The organism is Novosphingobium umbonatum, assembly GCF_004005905.1.
In the GTDB taxonomy this organism is placed as follows: Bacteria; Pseudomonadota; Alphaproteobacteria; order Sphingomonadales; family Sphingomonadaceae; genus Novosphingobium; species Novosphingobium umbonatum.
In genome coordinates this window covers 52982-68290 of sequence record NZ_SACO01000003.1, presented here as the reverse complement: position 1 = coordinate 68290, position 15309 = coordinate 52982, and the positions used below count along the sequence as shown (strand labels likewise).

Annotated in this window: 11 protein-coding genes and 2 tRNA genes; 9 read left to right on the top strand and 4 right to left on the bottom strand. The window is 61.5% G+C overall.

Annotated features, from left to right (window positions below):
- Window positions 1–76: 76 nt before the first annotated feature.
- The gene (leuA, locus tag EOE18_RS04785; RefSeq protein ID WP_127706789.1) at window positions 77–1753 is read left to right on the top strand and encodes a 2-isopropylmalate synthase; all 1677 of its coding nucleotides are present in this window, start codon (window positions 77–79) and stop codon (window positions 1751–1753) included.
- Window positions 1754–1800: 47 nt separating this feature from the next.
- Here the strand turns inward: leuA and EOE18_RS04780 are convergent, their stop codons facing one another.
- The gene (locus tag EOE18_RS04780; RefSeq protein ID WP_164852664.1) at window positions 1801–2562 is read right to left on the bottom strand and encodes a hypothetical protein; all 762 of its coding nucleotides are present in this window, start codon (window positions 2560–2562) and stop codon (window positions 1801–1803) included.
- 192 nt (window positions 2563–2754) lie between these two features.
- Here EOE18_RS04780 and recJ point away from each other — a divergent pair, with 192 nt between their 5' ends.
- From recJ to phoB, 6 genes are all read left to right on the top strand, one after another.
- Window positions 2755–4548, top strand: coding sequence for a single-stranded-DNA-specific exonuclease RecJ (gene recJ / locus EOE18_RS04775; protein WP_246027265.1), 1794 nt, complete (start codon window positions 2755–2757; stop codon window positions 4546–4548).
- Window positions 4549–4684: 136 nt separating this feature from the next.
- Window positions 4685–4759, top strand: a tRNA-Glu gene (locus tag EOE18_RS04770).
- 60 nt (window positions 4760–4819) lie between these two features.
- A tRNA-Glu gene (locus EOE18_RS04765) sits at window positions 4820–4894 on the top strand.
- A gap of 150 nt (window positions 4895–5044) precedes the next feature.
- A complete protein-coding gene (locus EOE18_RS04760; protein ID WP_246027264.1) occupies window positions 5045–6274 on the top strand; it encodes a sensor histidine kinase in 1230 nt (409 codons plus the stop codon).
- Between the two features lie 173 nt (window positions 6275–6447).
- The gene (phoU, locus tag EOE18_RS04755; RefSeq protein WP_127706785.1) at window positions 6448–7131 is read left to right on the top strand and encodes a phosphate signaling complex protein PhoU; all 684 of its coding nucleotides are present in this window, start codon (window positions 6448–6450) and stop codon (window positions 7129–7131) included.
- Window positions 7132–7160: 29 nt separating this feature from the next.
- A complete protein-coding gene (gene phoB / locus EOE18_RS04750; protein ID WP_127706783.1) occupies window positions 7161–7850 on the top strand; it encodes a phosphate regulon transcriptional regulator PhoB in 690 nt (229 codons plus the stop codon).
- Between the two features lie 62 nt (window positions 7851–7912).
- Here phoB and EOE18_RS04745 read toward each other — a convergent pair whose 3' ends face one another.
- Window positions 7913–9442, bottom strand: coding sequence for an amino acid permease (locus EOE18_RS04745; protein WP_127706781.1), 1530 nt, complete (start codon window positions 9440–9442; stop codon window positions 7913–7915).
- A gap of 248 nt (window positions 9443–9690) precedes the next feature.
- Here EOE18_RS04745 and panB point away from each other — a divergent pair, with 248 nt between their 5' ends.
- Window positions 9691–10569 carry a 3-methyl-2-oxobutanoate hydroxymethyltransferase gene (panB, locus tag EOE18_RS04740; protein ID WP_127706779.1) on the top strand — a complete coding sequence of 293 codons (879 nt, stop codon included), beginning with the start codon at window positions 9691–9693 and terminating at the stop codon, window positions 10567–10569.
- Window positions 10569–11621 carry a DUF475 domain-containing protein gene (locus tag EOE18_RS04735; RefSeq protein WP_127706777.1) on the top strand — a complete coding sequence of 351 codons (1053 nt, stop codon included), beginning with the start codon at window positions 10569–10571 and terminating at the stop codon, window positions 11619–11621. The genes panB and EOE18_RS04735 overlap by 1 nt, the downstream gene beginning before the upstream one ends.
- Before the next feature lie 225 nt (window positions 11622–11846).
- Here EOE18_RS04735 and prsR read toward each other — a convergent pair whose 3' ends face one another.
- Both prsR and prsK read right to left on the bottom strand, forming a co-directional pair.
- On the bottom strand, window positions 11847–13208 hold the full coding sequence (prsR, locus tag EOE18_RS04730; RefSeq protein WP_127706775.1) for a PEP-CTERM-box response regulator transcription factor: 1362 nt from the start codon (window positions 13206–13208) through the stop codon (window positions 11847–11849).
- Between the two features lies 1 nt (window position 13209).
- Window positions 13210–15309 carry an XrtA/PEP-CTERM system histidine kinase PrsK gene (gene prsK, locus EOE18_RS04725; RefSeq protein WP_127706773.1) on the bottom strand — a complete coding sequence of 700 codons (2100 nt, stop codon included), beginning with the start codon at window positions 15307–15309 and terminating at the stop codon, window positions 13210–13212.

The window sequence follows — 15309 nt, the reverse complement described above, 5'->3', positions numbered from 1 at the left end:
GTGCCGTCTGAGCGCGCGCGGCGCTCAAGGGAGGCAAGCTAACCAGTCGCATTTTCAGCTTATACGAGATCCTGTCATGCCCATGCTCAAAGACCCTTCGGTCAAATATCGTCCGTTCCCCCAGATCAACATTCCAGATCGCACTTGGCCCTCGAAGATTATCGACAAGGCGCCGCGCTGGCTCTCCACCGACCTGCGCGATGGCAACCAGAGCCTGATCGACCCGATGGGCGCGGAAAAGAAGAACCGCTTCTTTGATCTGCTGCTCAAAGTGGGGCTGAAGGAAATCGAGGTGGGCTTCCCCAGCGCGGGCGCGACCGAATATGACTTCATCCGCGGGCTGGTCGATAATGGGCGCGTGCCGGACGATGTGCTGATCCAGGTGCTGACGCAGGCGCGCGAGGATCTGATCAAGACCAGCTTTGAATCGCTGGCGGGCATCCATTCGGCCATCGTCCATGTTTACAATGCCGTTTCGCCCCTGTGGCGCGAGGTGGTGTTCGGCATGGATCAGAGCCAAGTGCGCGGGATTGCCGAACATGCGGCCAAGCTGCTGCGCGACAATGCGGCCCGTTTCCCGCAGACCAAGTGGCAGTTTGAATATAGCCCCGAAACCTTCTCCACCGCCGAGCTGGATTTCAGCATCGAATGCTGCGAGGCGGTGATGAACATTCTCCAGCCCACGCCGGAGAACCCGATCATCCTCAACCTGCCCGCCACGGTGGAATGCGCCACACCCAATGTCTATGCGGACCAGATTGAATATTTCTGCCGCAACCTGCCCAATCGCGAAAGCGCGGTGATCAGCCTGCACACGCATAATGACCGTGGCACGGGCGTGGCTGCGGCTGAACTGGGCCTGATGGCAGGCGCGGATCGCGTGGAAGGCTGCCTGTTCGGCAATGGCGAGCGCACGGGCAATTGCTGCCTCGTGACAGTCGGCATGAACCTCTATACGCAAGGCGTTGATCCGCAACTGGATTTCTCGGATATCGACGAAGTGATCCAGACGGTGGAATATTGCAACCAACTGCCCGTCCACCCGCGCCACCCCTATGGCGGCGAGCTGGTGTTCACCGCCTTCTCCGGCAGCCATCAGGACGCCATCAAAAAGGGCTTTGCCAAGCAGGGCGAGCGCAATGACCAGCTCTGGGCCGTGCCCTATCTGCCGATCGACCCCGCCGATCTGGGCCGCAGCTATGAGGCGGTGATCCGCGTCAACTCGCAGAGCGGCAAGGGCGGCTTTGCCTGGGTGCTGGAGCAGGATCAGGGGCTGAAGCTTCCCAAGCGTATGCAGGCGCATTTCAGCCGCCATGTGCAGGAACTGGCCGACGAACTGGGCCGCGAACTGGTGGCGGGCGATATCTGGGACGTGTTCCAGCGCGCCTATCACGTGAACGATCCGCAGCATCTGCAACTGATCGACTTTGAAGAAGCCCGCGCCAATGATGGCACGCGCGTCTTTGCCGGCAAGATCGGCGTGGGCGGTCAGGTGCAGTCGGTGTCGGGCCGTGGCAATGGCCTGATCTCCTCGGTGGTTTCCACGCTGGCCGAAAGCTTTGGCGTGGTTCTGTCGGTGAAGGATTATTCCGAGCACGCTATGGCGGCAGGTTCGGAAGCCCGCGCGGCGGCCTATGTCGAATGCACCGGTCCCGATGGCCAGACCATCTGGGGCGTGGGCATCGACACCGACATCGCCACCGCTTCGGTCCGTGCCGTTCTGAGCGCGGCCAACGCGCTTCGTCTGGGATAAATTGGTCCCAACAATTGGAACATGAAACGGCCTGTGGGGTGATGACCCTACAGGCCGTTTTCTTTGGCACTCTGCACCCATATCTCGCGCCCATCCGCCATGGGCTGCAACAACAATGGCTCCCCCTGCGGGCCTGCGACCTCGATCGGGCTGGAGACTTCGCCCCCCTGCGAGACCAGCCTGTGGATCAGATGAAAGGCGATAGGCGCAGCCCTTGCCCAGTCCGGCGCGACAGAAGGCGTGATGCGCAATTCCTGCCCCGTGAAAAATTCCATGCCTGTGCTGGCAAAAGAGCTATCGCCTGCTTGCCCCAACGCGGTCAGCCCCAAGGCGGGGAAAGCCCCACCCGCCAACCATGGCGCCAACACATGCCGCGCATAATCGGGCGCCATCACCGTCCTTGCCGGTGCCCAGCACAAGGCCCGCGCCTGTGGCAAGGCCAAGAGCGCCAGTGCCAGTTCCACCATCGCCCGCATCACCGGCAACAGATGATGCCCGCCAGAAAGATGAGCGCCCGGTCGCAACACCACCCATTCGCCCTGCGGGATACCTTGCACGGCCAAACCGAAAGGATGCGCGATGGCGGGAGCAGCCACCCCTTCCCATGGCGCCAGCCCCGTCAGATCGAAGGACAGGCCATGTTGCAAAAGCTCTGCCAACCCCTGCCCGGCATCCTCATGCACCACGGCAAAGCCTGCCCCCGTATCGGCCAATTCCAGCACAGAGGCCAAATTGGGCCGAGCCCCGCCTGCAAACAGGATGTAAAACCCCGAAGCGGGCATAGCAGAGGGGGCATCAGGCGTGATCATGGCAATTGGCAAACAGACTCCACGACCGGATGGCCGCACTTGGCCTGCCTATTAATGCATGGCGGTCCATGGCAGCGCAAATTCTTATCATAGTCGTATTTTCAGATATTTATTGCAGCTTTGCTTTCCAATTCCACGCCACGCGCCGCCATCACCCTTTTGCCCCGCCCCGCAATCGGCTAGAGGCGCGCCATGCATACAGGACATAACGCATTGATCGGCGCGGCCCATTCCTTGACGGGCCGCCAGTGGCGCTGGCGCGCGGGCAATATGGATATGGCGGCGCAGGGCGGCTTTTCCGCCAGCCTGAGCGACAATCTGGTAACGCAGATCCTGTTGGCCCGCGGCGTCCCGCGTGAGGATCTGGAACGGCACAAAGCCCCTACCCTGCGCGCCTTCCTGCCCGACCCTTCTGCTTTCCGCGACATGGACAAGGCGGCGCAGCGTCTGGCCGATGCGCTGGAGCGGCGCGAGGCGATCACCATCTATGGCGATTATGACGTGGATGGCGCCACCAGCGCCGCGCTGATGATCCGCCTGATCCGCATGCTGGGCCATGATGCGCGCCACTATATCCCCGACCGCCTGCTGGAAGGCTATGGTCCCAGCGGCGAGGCTCTGGTCCGCTTGGGGCAGGAAGGCTCGCAATTGGTGGTGACGGTCGATTGCGGGGCCATGGCGCATGAGGCCTTGGCCATGGCGGCCGAGGCAGGCGTGGAAGTGATCGTGGTCGACCACCACAAATGCAGTGCGGAACTGCCCGCTGCCTTGGCCTTGGTGAACCCCAACCGTTTGGATGAAAGCGATATTGGCGCGGCGCATGGGCATCTGGCAGCGGTGGGCGTGGCCTTCCTGCTGGCGGTAGCGCTGCTGCGTGTGCTGCGGGCGCGGGGCTGGTTTGCCCAACGCAAGGAGCCGGACCTGTTCGCCCTGCTCGATCTGGTGGCCTTGGGCACGGTGGCCGATGTCGCCGCGCTGCATGGGCTCAATCGCGCTCTGGTGGCACAGGGCCTGAAAGTCATGGCACGACGGGACAACATCGGCATGGCCGCGCTGATCGACGCTAGCCGCCTTAATCGGGCACCTACGGCCACCGATCTGGGCTTTGCGCTGGGGCCAAGGGTGAATGCAGGCGGACGTGTGGGCGAGGCCACTTTGGGCGTGCGCCTGCTGACCACGCAGGACGCAGAGGAAGCACGGGAGATTGCCGCGCAACTATCCCGCCTGAATGAAGAGCGCCGCGCCATCGAAATGGCGGTGCAGGAGGCCGCCGAGGCGCAATTACCCGCGCAGGATAACCGCTCCGTAGTGGTGGTGGCCGGGGCTGGCTGGCATCCGGGCGTGATCGGCATTGTGGCGGGGCGGTTGAAGGAAAAGACCGGCAAGCCGACTTTGGTGATCGCCATGGATGCCGATGAGGCGGGCCACGGCAAGGGTTCGGGCCGCTCCATCGCCGGCGTCGATCTGGGCGCGGCGATTATTGCGGCGCGTGAATTTGGCCTGTTGGTGGCCGGTGGTGGGCATGCGATGGCGGCGGGCCTGACGGTGGCGCCCGATCAACTGGAACCCTTGCGCGACTGGCTGGACGAGCGCCTTGCCTCGGATGTGGCGGCGGCGCGGATGCATCAGAGTTTGGCGCTGGATCTGGCCGTGGCCCCGCGCGGGCTTCAACCGCAACTGGTGGAAGCGTTGGAAAGCGCCGGCCCCTATGGCATGGGCTGGCCCAGCCCGCGTGTGGCGGTTGGCCCGTTGCGCATGGTAAAGGCCGATGTGGTGGGCGCAGACCATCTGCGCATGATCGTTCGCGGGGACGATGGCGCCAGCTTTAAAGCCATGGCTTTCCGCGCTGCACAGAGCGATATGGGGCAGGCCCTTTTGCATGGCGCGCAGGATAGAAAATTCTGGCTGGTAGGCCGCGCGCGAATCGATGATTGGGGTTCGCGCCGCGCCGCCGAATTGCATGTGGACGATGCCGCCTGGGCCTAGACCACGGCCCAGACGGCAAAAGCCCCGCATTTCCGGCCTTCTGTCAAACAAATGCAATTTTTTGAATTTTGTGGCTTGACCATCCCCCCTCTTCAACATAGATGGCCGCCCACGCCATCGGCTCCGGTCGGTAGTTGGCCCCTTCGTCTAGCGGTTAGGACGCGGCCCTTTCACGGCTGAAACACGAGTTCGATTCTCGTAGGGGTCACCATTCTTTCAGGTTCATGCAACCTGTTGGCATGGCGCGGAACGGTAACGTTCACCATTGCATGGCCCCTTCGTCTAGCGGTTAGGACGCGGCCCTTTCACGGCTGAAACACGAGTTCGATTCTCGTAGGGGTCACCATTTTCTTCCCAATTCCATCATCATCCTCGCGCAGCGTCATTGACAATAATCTGTCTTTGACATGAATCTGTCATCGCTGTGTTGCATGGACCTTGTCCCTTGCTCCGCGCCTGTGCCGCAGCAAGTTATCGCTTATGCGTTACGGGACAAATGATGCGCGAATCTCTTTCTCCATGGTCCAGCCTGATCCTGCCGCTGGTGGCTCTCCTGCTGCTGTGGACTGGCGGAACGGGCTTCATCATGCTGGCGATCACGGCGCTGCTATGGGGCCTGTCGCTGTTCTTCCTGTGGTGGCGGCTGACCGATGTGCAGGAACCGGCCAGCGTCGAGCGCAAACCCAATCCTGCCGAACAGGAACGCGCCCTGCGCCATGCGATAGAAAGCGCGCTGGAGCCGGTGGCATCGGCCCTGCTGATCACCACCCGCCAACGCATTCTTTTCGCCAATGCCGCCGCGCGTGAGGCATTGGGCGGGCATATTGTGGGGCAGGACCCGCGCATCGCCTTGCGCCATCCCGATGCCTTCAACCTGCTGGAGGCGCCCGAGAGCGATCAGGGCGCCGTGAGCGCCACCATCCCCGGCCTGACCCGCAGCGGCAGCCTGTGGCAATTGACGCGCTACACGGTGGCGCAGGGGCAATGGATCATCGAGGCCAAGGACCGCACCTCGGAAGCCGACATCAGCCGCGCCCATACCGATTTCGTCGCCAATGCCAGCCATGAATTGCGCACGCCTCTGTCCTCCATCATCGGCTATGTCGAAACTCTGGCCGATGCCGAAGGCGCGATGGAACCGGCAATCACCAACCGCTTCCTCGGCACCGTTTTGCGTGAGGCAAAGCGGATGCAGAGCCTGTTGATCGACCTTATGTCTTTGTCGCAACTGGAGGCGGAAAAGCATGATGCGCCCACCGCCGAGATTGAACTGGGCGCCTTGATCGCGCGGGTGGTGGCCGAATTTGCCCCGCCCCCCGGATGTGCTGCCCGTGTGGAACTGGAGCGTGGCGAAACGCCCTTCCCCGTAACCGGCGACGTGAAGCAGATCGAACAGGTTGTCCGCAATCTGATCGACAATGCGTTGAAATATGCCGATGCGGATAAGCTAGTCAGCGTTGCCCTGACCGCCGATGCGCGCGGCATGGCCAAATTGACCGTGCAAGACCGCGGGCCGGGCATTGCCGCCGATCACTTGCCCCATCTGACGCGGCGCTTTTATCGCACCGATCCGGGCCGCAGCCGCGCGGCGGGCGGAACCGGCCTTGGCCTTGCCATTGTGAAACATATTGTCGAGCGCCACCGCGGCAAGCTGGACATTGCCAGCACGGTGGGCGTGGGCACGACGGTCACAATTGCCCTGCCTATTCTTGTAAAAAAGGCCTAAGACGGCAAGCAGTTCAGACTTGTCATAGTCCTGTCATTAATCCACGTCACAGAGTGTCACAATTGCAGCGTAGCCGTCATGTTTCAGGCGGCGAAAACTGAATTTATGACAAGTTTGTGACGATCACTCACACTGCCGAATAACACAGGCGGGATTGTGACAAAGGACGGATTATGATGGCCGAACATACGGTAAAGGCCTTTGACGCCGAAATCACCAGCCTGCGCGGGTTGATCGCGGAAATGGGCGGCTTGGCCGAAATGGCCATTAACGAAAGCATTCAGGCGCTGGCCAAAGGCTCGCTGTCGATGGCCGAAGCGGTGATCGCCCGCGATGCCCGGCTGGACAAGCTGGAGGCCGAGGTCGACCGTCTGGCCATCCGCATCATCGCCCTGCGGGCGCCGGTGGCTGACGACCTGCGCGAGGTGATTGCCGCGTTGAAAATTGCCGGCATTCTGGAACGCATCGGCGATTATGCCAAGAATATTGCCAAGCGCGTCAGCCGGATCGAGGAACGCACGCGCTTTGAACCGCTGACGCTGATCCCCGCCATGGCCGAAATGGCCGCCGACATGGTGCATGATGTGATGACCGCCTATGCCGCGCGCGATGCCGCGCTGGCGGTGGAAGTGATCGAGCGCGATGCCAAGGTTGATGCGTTTTACGACAGCATCTTCCGCAATATGGTGTCCTTCATGGTGGAAAATCCCTCCACCATCACCTCGGCGGCCCATCTGCTGTTCGTGGCGCGCAACATTGAACGGATCGGCGACCACGCCACCAATGTTGCCGAACAGGTCTATTTTGCCGCGACCGCCGAATATCTGGCCGATCGCACCGAACGCCCGATGAACTGATAAAGCCGATCAACTGGAGTGCGCTTGCCATGAAACAACCCCGCCTATTGCTGGTCGAGGATGATCCGGCGCTGGCCGAACTGCTGGAATTCCGGTTCAAGGCTGAAAATTACGATGTGCGCGTCACGCCCGATGGCGATGAAGCCTTGCTCTGGGCGTCCGAAGAAGCGCCTGATCTGGTCATTCTGGACTGGATGATCGAGGGCACCAGCGGGATCGAGGTTTGCCGCCGTCTGCGCCGCGACAAGGCCACCGCCCATGTTCCCATCGTCATGCTGACCGCGCGCGGGGCCGAAGATGACATGATCCGCGGGCTGGAAACCGGCGCGGATGATTATCTAACCAAGCCTTTCTCGCCGCGTGAATTGATCGCCCGCGTATCGGCGATCATGCGCCGCATTCGCCCTGCTCTGGCGGGCGAATCGATTACCGTGGGCGACCTGACCATGGATGCCACTGCGCATAAGGTGACGCGCCGCGGCAGCATTCTGGCGCTGGGCCCGACCGAATTCCGCCTGCTCAAATTCTTTATGGAGCATCCGGGCCGCGTGTTTTCGCGCGGGCAATTGCTGGATGCGGTATGGGGCACCGATAGCGATATCGAATTGCGCACCGTGGACGTGCATATCCGCCGCCTACGTAAAGGTATCGAGCTGGAAGGCGCGCCCGATCCGGTACGCACGGTCCGCTCGGCGGGCTATGCGCTGGAAGCGGTGTAACATCCCCAAACGAAAAGGGCGGCCCGCAAAGGCCGCCCTTTCTGATTCAAGGCACGATAACCTTATTCCATACCCGGCAGGGGCGGAACGGGCAGATCGGGCGCACCGGCGTCATCTTCATGCACGTCGATAATGCCACGGCCCACATAAGAGCGGCTGCGGCTGTAGCTGTAATAAACCACCAGACCGATAGCACCCCAGATCGCGAACAGCATCTGGCTCTTCACATCAAGGCTGTAGAAGAGATAGGCGCAGCCCAGAAACGACAACGGCGCCGTCAGGAACAGCGCCGGAGTGCGGAACGGGCGGTGGCGGGTGGGGTCTTTCTTGCGAATGACCATCACGGCAACCGACACGGCGGCAAAAGCGAAAAGCGTGCCGGAGTTCGAAATATTGGCCAGCAGACCCACCGGGAAGAAGGCCGAGAACAGGGCCACGAACACACCGGTCAGAATGGTGATGAAATGCGGCGTGTTATACTTGGGGTGAATGCGCGAGAAAGCTTCGGGCAGCAGGCCATCGCGGCTCATCACAAAGAAGATGCGGGTCTGGCCGAACATCATCATCAAGATCACCGAAGGCAGCGCCAGACCGGCAGCAAGGCCGACCAGATTGCCGATCTGCGGCCAACCGATTTGGCGCAGCGTCCATGCCAAAGCTTCCTTCGAGCAGACCACCGCCTGATCATTGATCGCCGAACAGGCATGCGACAATTCGCGGCTGCCCGGTTCGAAAGCCTTACCGGCAGCGTCCATCACCGGCTGTGCGCCCACCGAACCGATCACGCCCGAAGACACCAGCAGATAGAACACGGTGCAGATCGCCAGGCTGCCGATCAGGCCGATCGGCATGTTGCGCTGGGGGTTCTTGGTTTCTTCGGCTGCGGTGGAAACCGCGTCAAAGCCCACATAGGCAAAGAAGATCGAAGCTGCCGCGCCGCCGATACCGGCAAAGCCCATGGGCGCGAAAGGTTCGAAATGCTCCATCTTCATCACGGGAACCGACAGGATCACAAACAGCGTCAGCGCCGTAATTTTGATCGCCACCAGCACCGCATTGACCGTGGCGCTTTCCTTGGTGCCGATCACCAGCAACCAGGTCACCAGACCGGCGATCAACATGGCGGGCAGATTGACCATGCCGCCATCATAGGGGCCACGCACCAGCATGTCGGGGATGTCGATATGGAACGCGTTCTCGATCAAGCCGACCACATAGCCTGACCAACCCACGCTGACCGCGCCCGCGGCCACCGCATATTCCAGAATGAGCGCCCAACCGACCATCCATGCGACCAATTCACCCATCACCGCATAGGAATAGGTGTAGGCCGAGCCCGACACCGGTACCATGCTGGCCATTTCGGCATAGCAAAGCGCCGCCACCGCGCAGACAAAGCCCGCAATGATGAAGCTGATCAACATGCCGGGACCTGCCTTTTGCGCGGCTTCGGCCGTCAAAACGAAGATACCCGTACCGATCACCGCGCCCACGCCCAGCATGGTTAGCTGGAAAGCGCCGAGCGAGCGGTGCAATGATTTTTTCTCAGCCGTGGCCAATATGGCGTCTAACGGCTTTACGCGACCGAACATGCAGTTCCCCTGAACTCATTAAGAGCAATGGGCAAGAAAGTTAACCGAACGCGCAACATTCGCAAGGGGCGGATTCGCGTAGTTCCCCAGTTTTACGCATTCCGGAGCGATTTCGAACCGGCTGAAATCATCCGGTGACTCGGAAATCGCGGCATAACAGAAACCTAGAGCGCCCCGGATGACGCAGTCAGAAGGGATTTCGCTCTAGGCGCTTTCCCCCGCCCCAGACTGGGACTAGAAGGCGTGCCATGTCCAGCACCTTTCAGATCGACACGGCCACGAGCCGAGCCAACCCCACCCCCGCGCCCATGCGCCGGTTGACCATCCCCGCCATCCGCCAGCGTAAAGTGGACGGTGTTACCGCCGAACCGGTGGTGATGCTGACCGCCTATACCGCGCGGCAGGCGCAATTGCTTGATGCCCATTGCGACCTGCTGTTGGTGGGGGATTCGCTGGGGCAGGTGATTTATGGCCTGCCTTCTTCCGTGCCGGTCACGCTGGATATGATGGTGGCCCATGGCGCGGCGGTGGTGCGCGGATCGTGGCATGCAGCGGTGATCGTCGACATGCCCTTTGGCACCTATGAACAATCGCCCCAGCAAGCCTTTGAAAGCGCAGCCCGCCTGTTGAAGGAAACCGGCTGTGCGGGCGTGAAGCTGGAAGGCGGGGTGGCGATGGCCGAAACCGTCAACTTCCTGATCCAGCGCGGTATTCCGGTGATGGGGCATATTGGCCTGACGCCGCAGGCGGTCAATGTATTAGGCGGCTATGGCGCGCGCGGGCGCAGCGAGGCCGAAGCGGCCAAGATCATTGATGACGCCAAGGCCTTGTCCGATGCGGGTGCCTTTTCCATCGTGGTCGAAGGCGTGATCGAACCTTTGGCCGTGGCCGTGACCCAAGCTGTGCCCTGCCCCGTGATCGGCATTGGCGGTTCGGCGCAATGCGACGGGCAAGTGCTGGTGACCGAGGACATGCTGGGCATGTTCGAGCGCGTGCCCCGTTTTGTGAAGCGTTACGAGGATATTGCCACCACCATTTCGGGCGCCGCCGCACGTTACGCCGCCGAGGTGCGAGAGCGCAGCTTCCCCGGCGTGGAACAGACCTATCAGCCCAAGGCTCCCAAATAATGGCTACCTTCTTCAAACATTTCAGCGGCTCGCTGATCTTTTCGGCCATCTGCCTTGCTCTGGCCGCTGCCTATGGCTGGAGCGATACCGGATCTTTGGCCGCCACAGGCAGCATGCTATGGGTGGTGCTGGTGCTGGCGGTGCTGGAGGTTTCGCTCTCCTTTGACAATGCGGTGGTCAATGCCGCGGTGTTGAAGGAAATGGACGAGATCTGGCGCAAACGCTTCCTGACCTGGGGCATGTTGATTGCGGTATTCGGCACGCGCGTGGCTTTCCCGCTGTTGATTGTAGGGCTGACGGCGGGGCTGGGTCCGGTGGAGGCGGTGCGCCTTTCGCTGCAGCATCCGGCCGAATATGAAGCGATCATGATCCACGCCCATATCCCCATCGCGGGCTTTGGCGGGGCCTTTCTGGCGATGGTGGGGCTTGGCTTCTTTATCGATCCGGACAAGGAAACCCATTGGCTGCATTGGCTGGAAGTGCGGTTAAAACTGGTGGGTTCAATCAAAGCGGGCGAAGTGGCGCTGTTGCTGCTGGCTCTGGTGGGTATTGGCCGCTGGTTGCCTCAGGAGGAAGCCTATACGCTGCTGGTTTCGGGCATTGCTGGCATTGTCACCTTCATCGCGGTGGAGGCTTTGGGCCATTATCTGGAAAGCCGCGAGGCCGCCCGCGCTTTGGCGGGAACGGCAGTCCGTTCGGGCCTTGGCGGATTTCTCTATCTCAACGTGCTCGATTCCTCCTTCAGCCTTGATGGCGTGATTGGCGCTTTTGCCCTGTCGAACAACATGATCGTGATTGCGCTCGGCCTATCCATCGGCGCGATCTTTGTGCGTTCGCTCACCGTGCTGTTGGTGGAGCAAGGGACGTTGAGCGAATATGCCTTCCTTGAACATGGCGCTTTCTGGGCGATCATCGCGCTGGCGGGAATCATGCTGGCATCGGCTCTGGTGGAAATTCCCGAATCGGTGACCGGTTTGATTGGCGCGGTTCTGATTGGCGCGGCGCTATGGGCTTCGATTCGTGGCAAAAAGTCGGAGGAATTGTCGGACTAATTTGCGATTGACCAGATGACAGCCCTGTCAATGTCCCTCACGCCATTGTGCCAGTGTGGTTATATTGCAACGATACGACAGGAAGTGTGACAAGAGCGGCCAGTCGCTGAATTTGGGGATTGTCCGGATAGGCTGGCCGTGCAAAACGGGCTTCGGAAGAAAAAAGGGAGAGGAAAGGGCGGCCTTCGCGGGCCGCCCTTTTCAATTGGGCGAATGCGTTTGGCCTCAGGCCTGCATCGCATATTGTTTCAGCAAATCATACAAAGTGGGCCGGCTGATACCCAGCAATTTGGCCGCCGAGGAAATGTTGCCCTCGCTGCGCGCCAAGGCCTGACGGATCACTACCCGGTCGGCCTGTTCACGCGCCGCTTTCAGATTGAGCGAGACCGTTTCCTCACCAACCACATTGGCTAGATCCAGATCGGCCGCATGGATCAAACGCCCATCGGCCATGATCACCGCCCGCTTCACACGGTTTTCCAATTCGCGCACATTGCCCGGCCACCCCCACGCGTCCAGCGCGGCCAGAGCGTCCGGCGCAAAGCCCTTGACCTGCGGGTTCATCTCCTGCGCAAACCGCGCCAGAAACACGCGAGCCAGCAGCACGGCATCACCTGCCCTCTGCGCCAAGGTGGGGATTTTCACCACAATCTCGGCCAAGCGATACCAGAGGTCCTCGCGGAAGCGGCCTTCGCCCATCATCGCTTCCAGATTTTGATGCGTGGCGCAAACGATACGCGTGTCCACCGCTATCGCCCGCCGCCCGCCGATGCGCTCAATCACGCGCTCTTGCAGGAAACGCAGCAATTTGACCTGCAGCGCCAGCGGAATATCGCCCACTTCGTCCAAAAACAAAGTGCCGCAATGAGCCTGCTCGATCTTGCCCTCGGTGGTTTTGACCGCACCGGTGAACGCGCCCTTTTCATGGCCGAAAAGCTCGGATTCCAGCAGGTTTTCCGGAATGGCCGCGCAATTGATCGCCACAAAGGCACCCTGTCGCCCGCTGGCCTGATGCAGCCCGCGCGCCAGCAATTCCTTGCCCGTGCCACTGGCCCCCAGCAGCATGACCGAAGCCTTGGTCGCCGCCACCCGCTCCACCTGCCGCGCCACTTGCAGCATTTCGGGCGCGCCGGTGATGATCTGGCCCAGCACGCGCTGCTCTCCGCCCAAACGCGAGGCCAGTTGGCGGTTTTCCGCCTCGATCCGATGCAATTGATAGGCGCGCCGCACAATCAGCGCGATCTCGTCAATATCCAGCGGCTTCTGGTAAAAATCATAGGCCCCGCGCGCGATCGCCTGCAAAGCGGATTCGCGGGCACCATGGCCAGATGCGACCACGACTTTCGTGTCCGGCCTGCTCGCCATAATCGCGTCCAGCACGGCGAAGCCCTCGCTGGTGCCATCGGCATCGGGCGGAAGACCAAGGTCTAATGTCACCACCGCCGGTTGATGCAGTTCCAGTGCGGCCAAAGCGCTGGGACGGTCCCCCGCGATCACCACCTCGAAATCGTCATAGGCCCATTTCAACTGGGCCTGCAGGCCGGGATCGTCCTCTACCACCAGAAGTTTGGGCAGGTTTTGCGCCATATCAGGCTACTTTCTCGATGATGGAATCCGCTGGCCTCTGCGCCAGCGGCAAATGGATGATGAAACGCGTGCCCAGCCCTTCGCGGCTTTCCACAGCCATGCGCCCCTGCATCGCGCGCACCAATTCGCGCGCTTCATAGGCGCCAAGGCCAAAGCCGCCGCTCTTGGTCGAATCAAACGGGCGGAACAGGCGGTTACGGATGAATTGCGCCGACATGCCATGACCCGAATCGATCACCTCCACCCGCGCCTGTGCGCCATCGCGGGAAATGGAGAGCAAGACGCTGGCCTCTGCCGCACTGGCCTCCACGCCGTTCTGCAGCAAATGGCGCAGGACCTGCTCCAAAGCATGGCGGTGGCCCAGAACGACGCAGTCCTCGGGCGCCACAACCTGCACCTTAGCGGGCGGGAAAGCCTTGGCCACCTCCTGCGCCAGATCGGGCAGCGCGACAGGCTCCAGCCTTTCCACCGTCCCCCCATAACGCGACAGGCGCGCGACCAGATGGTTCAGCCTTTCCGCCGATGTACGCAACGTCACCAGCATATCGGCGCGGAACGCCGGATTTTCCGAATGTCTTTCGGCGTTTCGGGCCAAAAGCGAAAACTGGCTGGCAAGGTTTTTGATATCATGCATCACAAAGGCGATGCGGCGGTGGAATTCATCAAATTGCGCCGCCTCGGCCAAGGCGGTCTGGCCCTGATGCTCGGCTAGATAGGTGGCGATTTGCTGGCCCACCACGCGCAGCAGATCAAAGTCTTCCCAATCCAAGGGCCGATCATGCGGCGGACGCGTCAGCACCACCACACCCACCAAGCGCCCGAAATGCTGCAAAGGCACCAAAGCCCATGCGCGGCCCTCCTGCAGCAACCATGCCGGAACGATCGCCCCCTCGCCTTTGATGCCGCGGTCGCCTTGGCGCAAAACATCCAGTTCGATGATGTGATCCTGTGCGGTCAGAAAAGCGGACGCTTCCCCGCCCAGTGCGGGCGAAGGCACATCCAGCGCGCCCCATTCCCACCGCGCCGCCAACACCAGATCGCCCTGATCATCGGGCGTCAGTAGCAAGCCGGAGGGGCTGTCGGTCATGTCGGCCATGGCCTGAATGGCGCGCTTTTCCAAAGGCGCGGCATCGGCGCCATTGCGCGCAATGGTCTGCACAAAACGCAGCCATTCCTGCCGATAGTCATAGCGATGCTGGAACAGATGTTTCGACAACTTCACCCGCAACCACGCCCGCAGCCGCCGCGAAGGCAGCATCAGGCTGGCACCGGAAATGGCCACGATCAGAAATCCGAATTCCCACCAGCGCGCCCATTCGCCCCCCGCCAGCGCCAGCCATTGCGCCACCCCCAGCATGGCCACGAAATAGGCACCAATGACCAACAGCGACAAAGACTGGAATGTTACCGTGCGCGATGGGCGTATCGCCAGCAATTCGCGCCTCCGCGACGCGCCCAGCGCCAAAATGCCCGCCAAGCCCAACACCGCCAGCCCATGCAGCGCGGCCAATTCCCCCGGCCAGCTTTTGGCCAGATAGGCCACGGTATAAAGATTGAGATCAAAGCCCCAGATCACCGCCAATCCGGCGGCGGGCCAGCGCAGGATCTGCCGCGCGCTGTTCGACGCGCTGGCATAAAGATTATGCACCAGCACCAGCGAACCCACCACGCCCAGCATGGCGATAAGGATATGCAGCCGATAGGTCGCATCCTTGGTCATACTGGCCGGATCAAGCCGCATTTCCAAAATATGCGCCAAAGGCCCCAACACATCCACCAGCACCAGCGAGGCCAGAACCGGCACCACCTGCGCCACCTGCCGGTGTCGCCCATCACTGGCGAACATGTGATACAGCGCCAACAGATAGGACAGGTTACGCAGCCCCAGCATAGCCTGCGCCGCCATGCCCCACGCCCCCTGCGCCGCCACGGACAGGCTCCACAGCCCCGTACAGGCCAAAGCCAGCGCCAGCTTGCGCCCTGCCCCGCAGAAGCGCTCCGGTTGGCCAAGCAGGCTGACCGCCACCGTGATCGCCGCACAGGCTCCGGCCAGATGGGTGGCGCTGGTCACTTCCGGCCATGCCTCCATGGCGGGATGCAT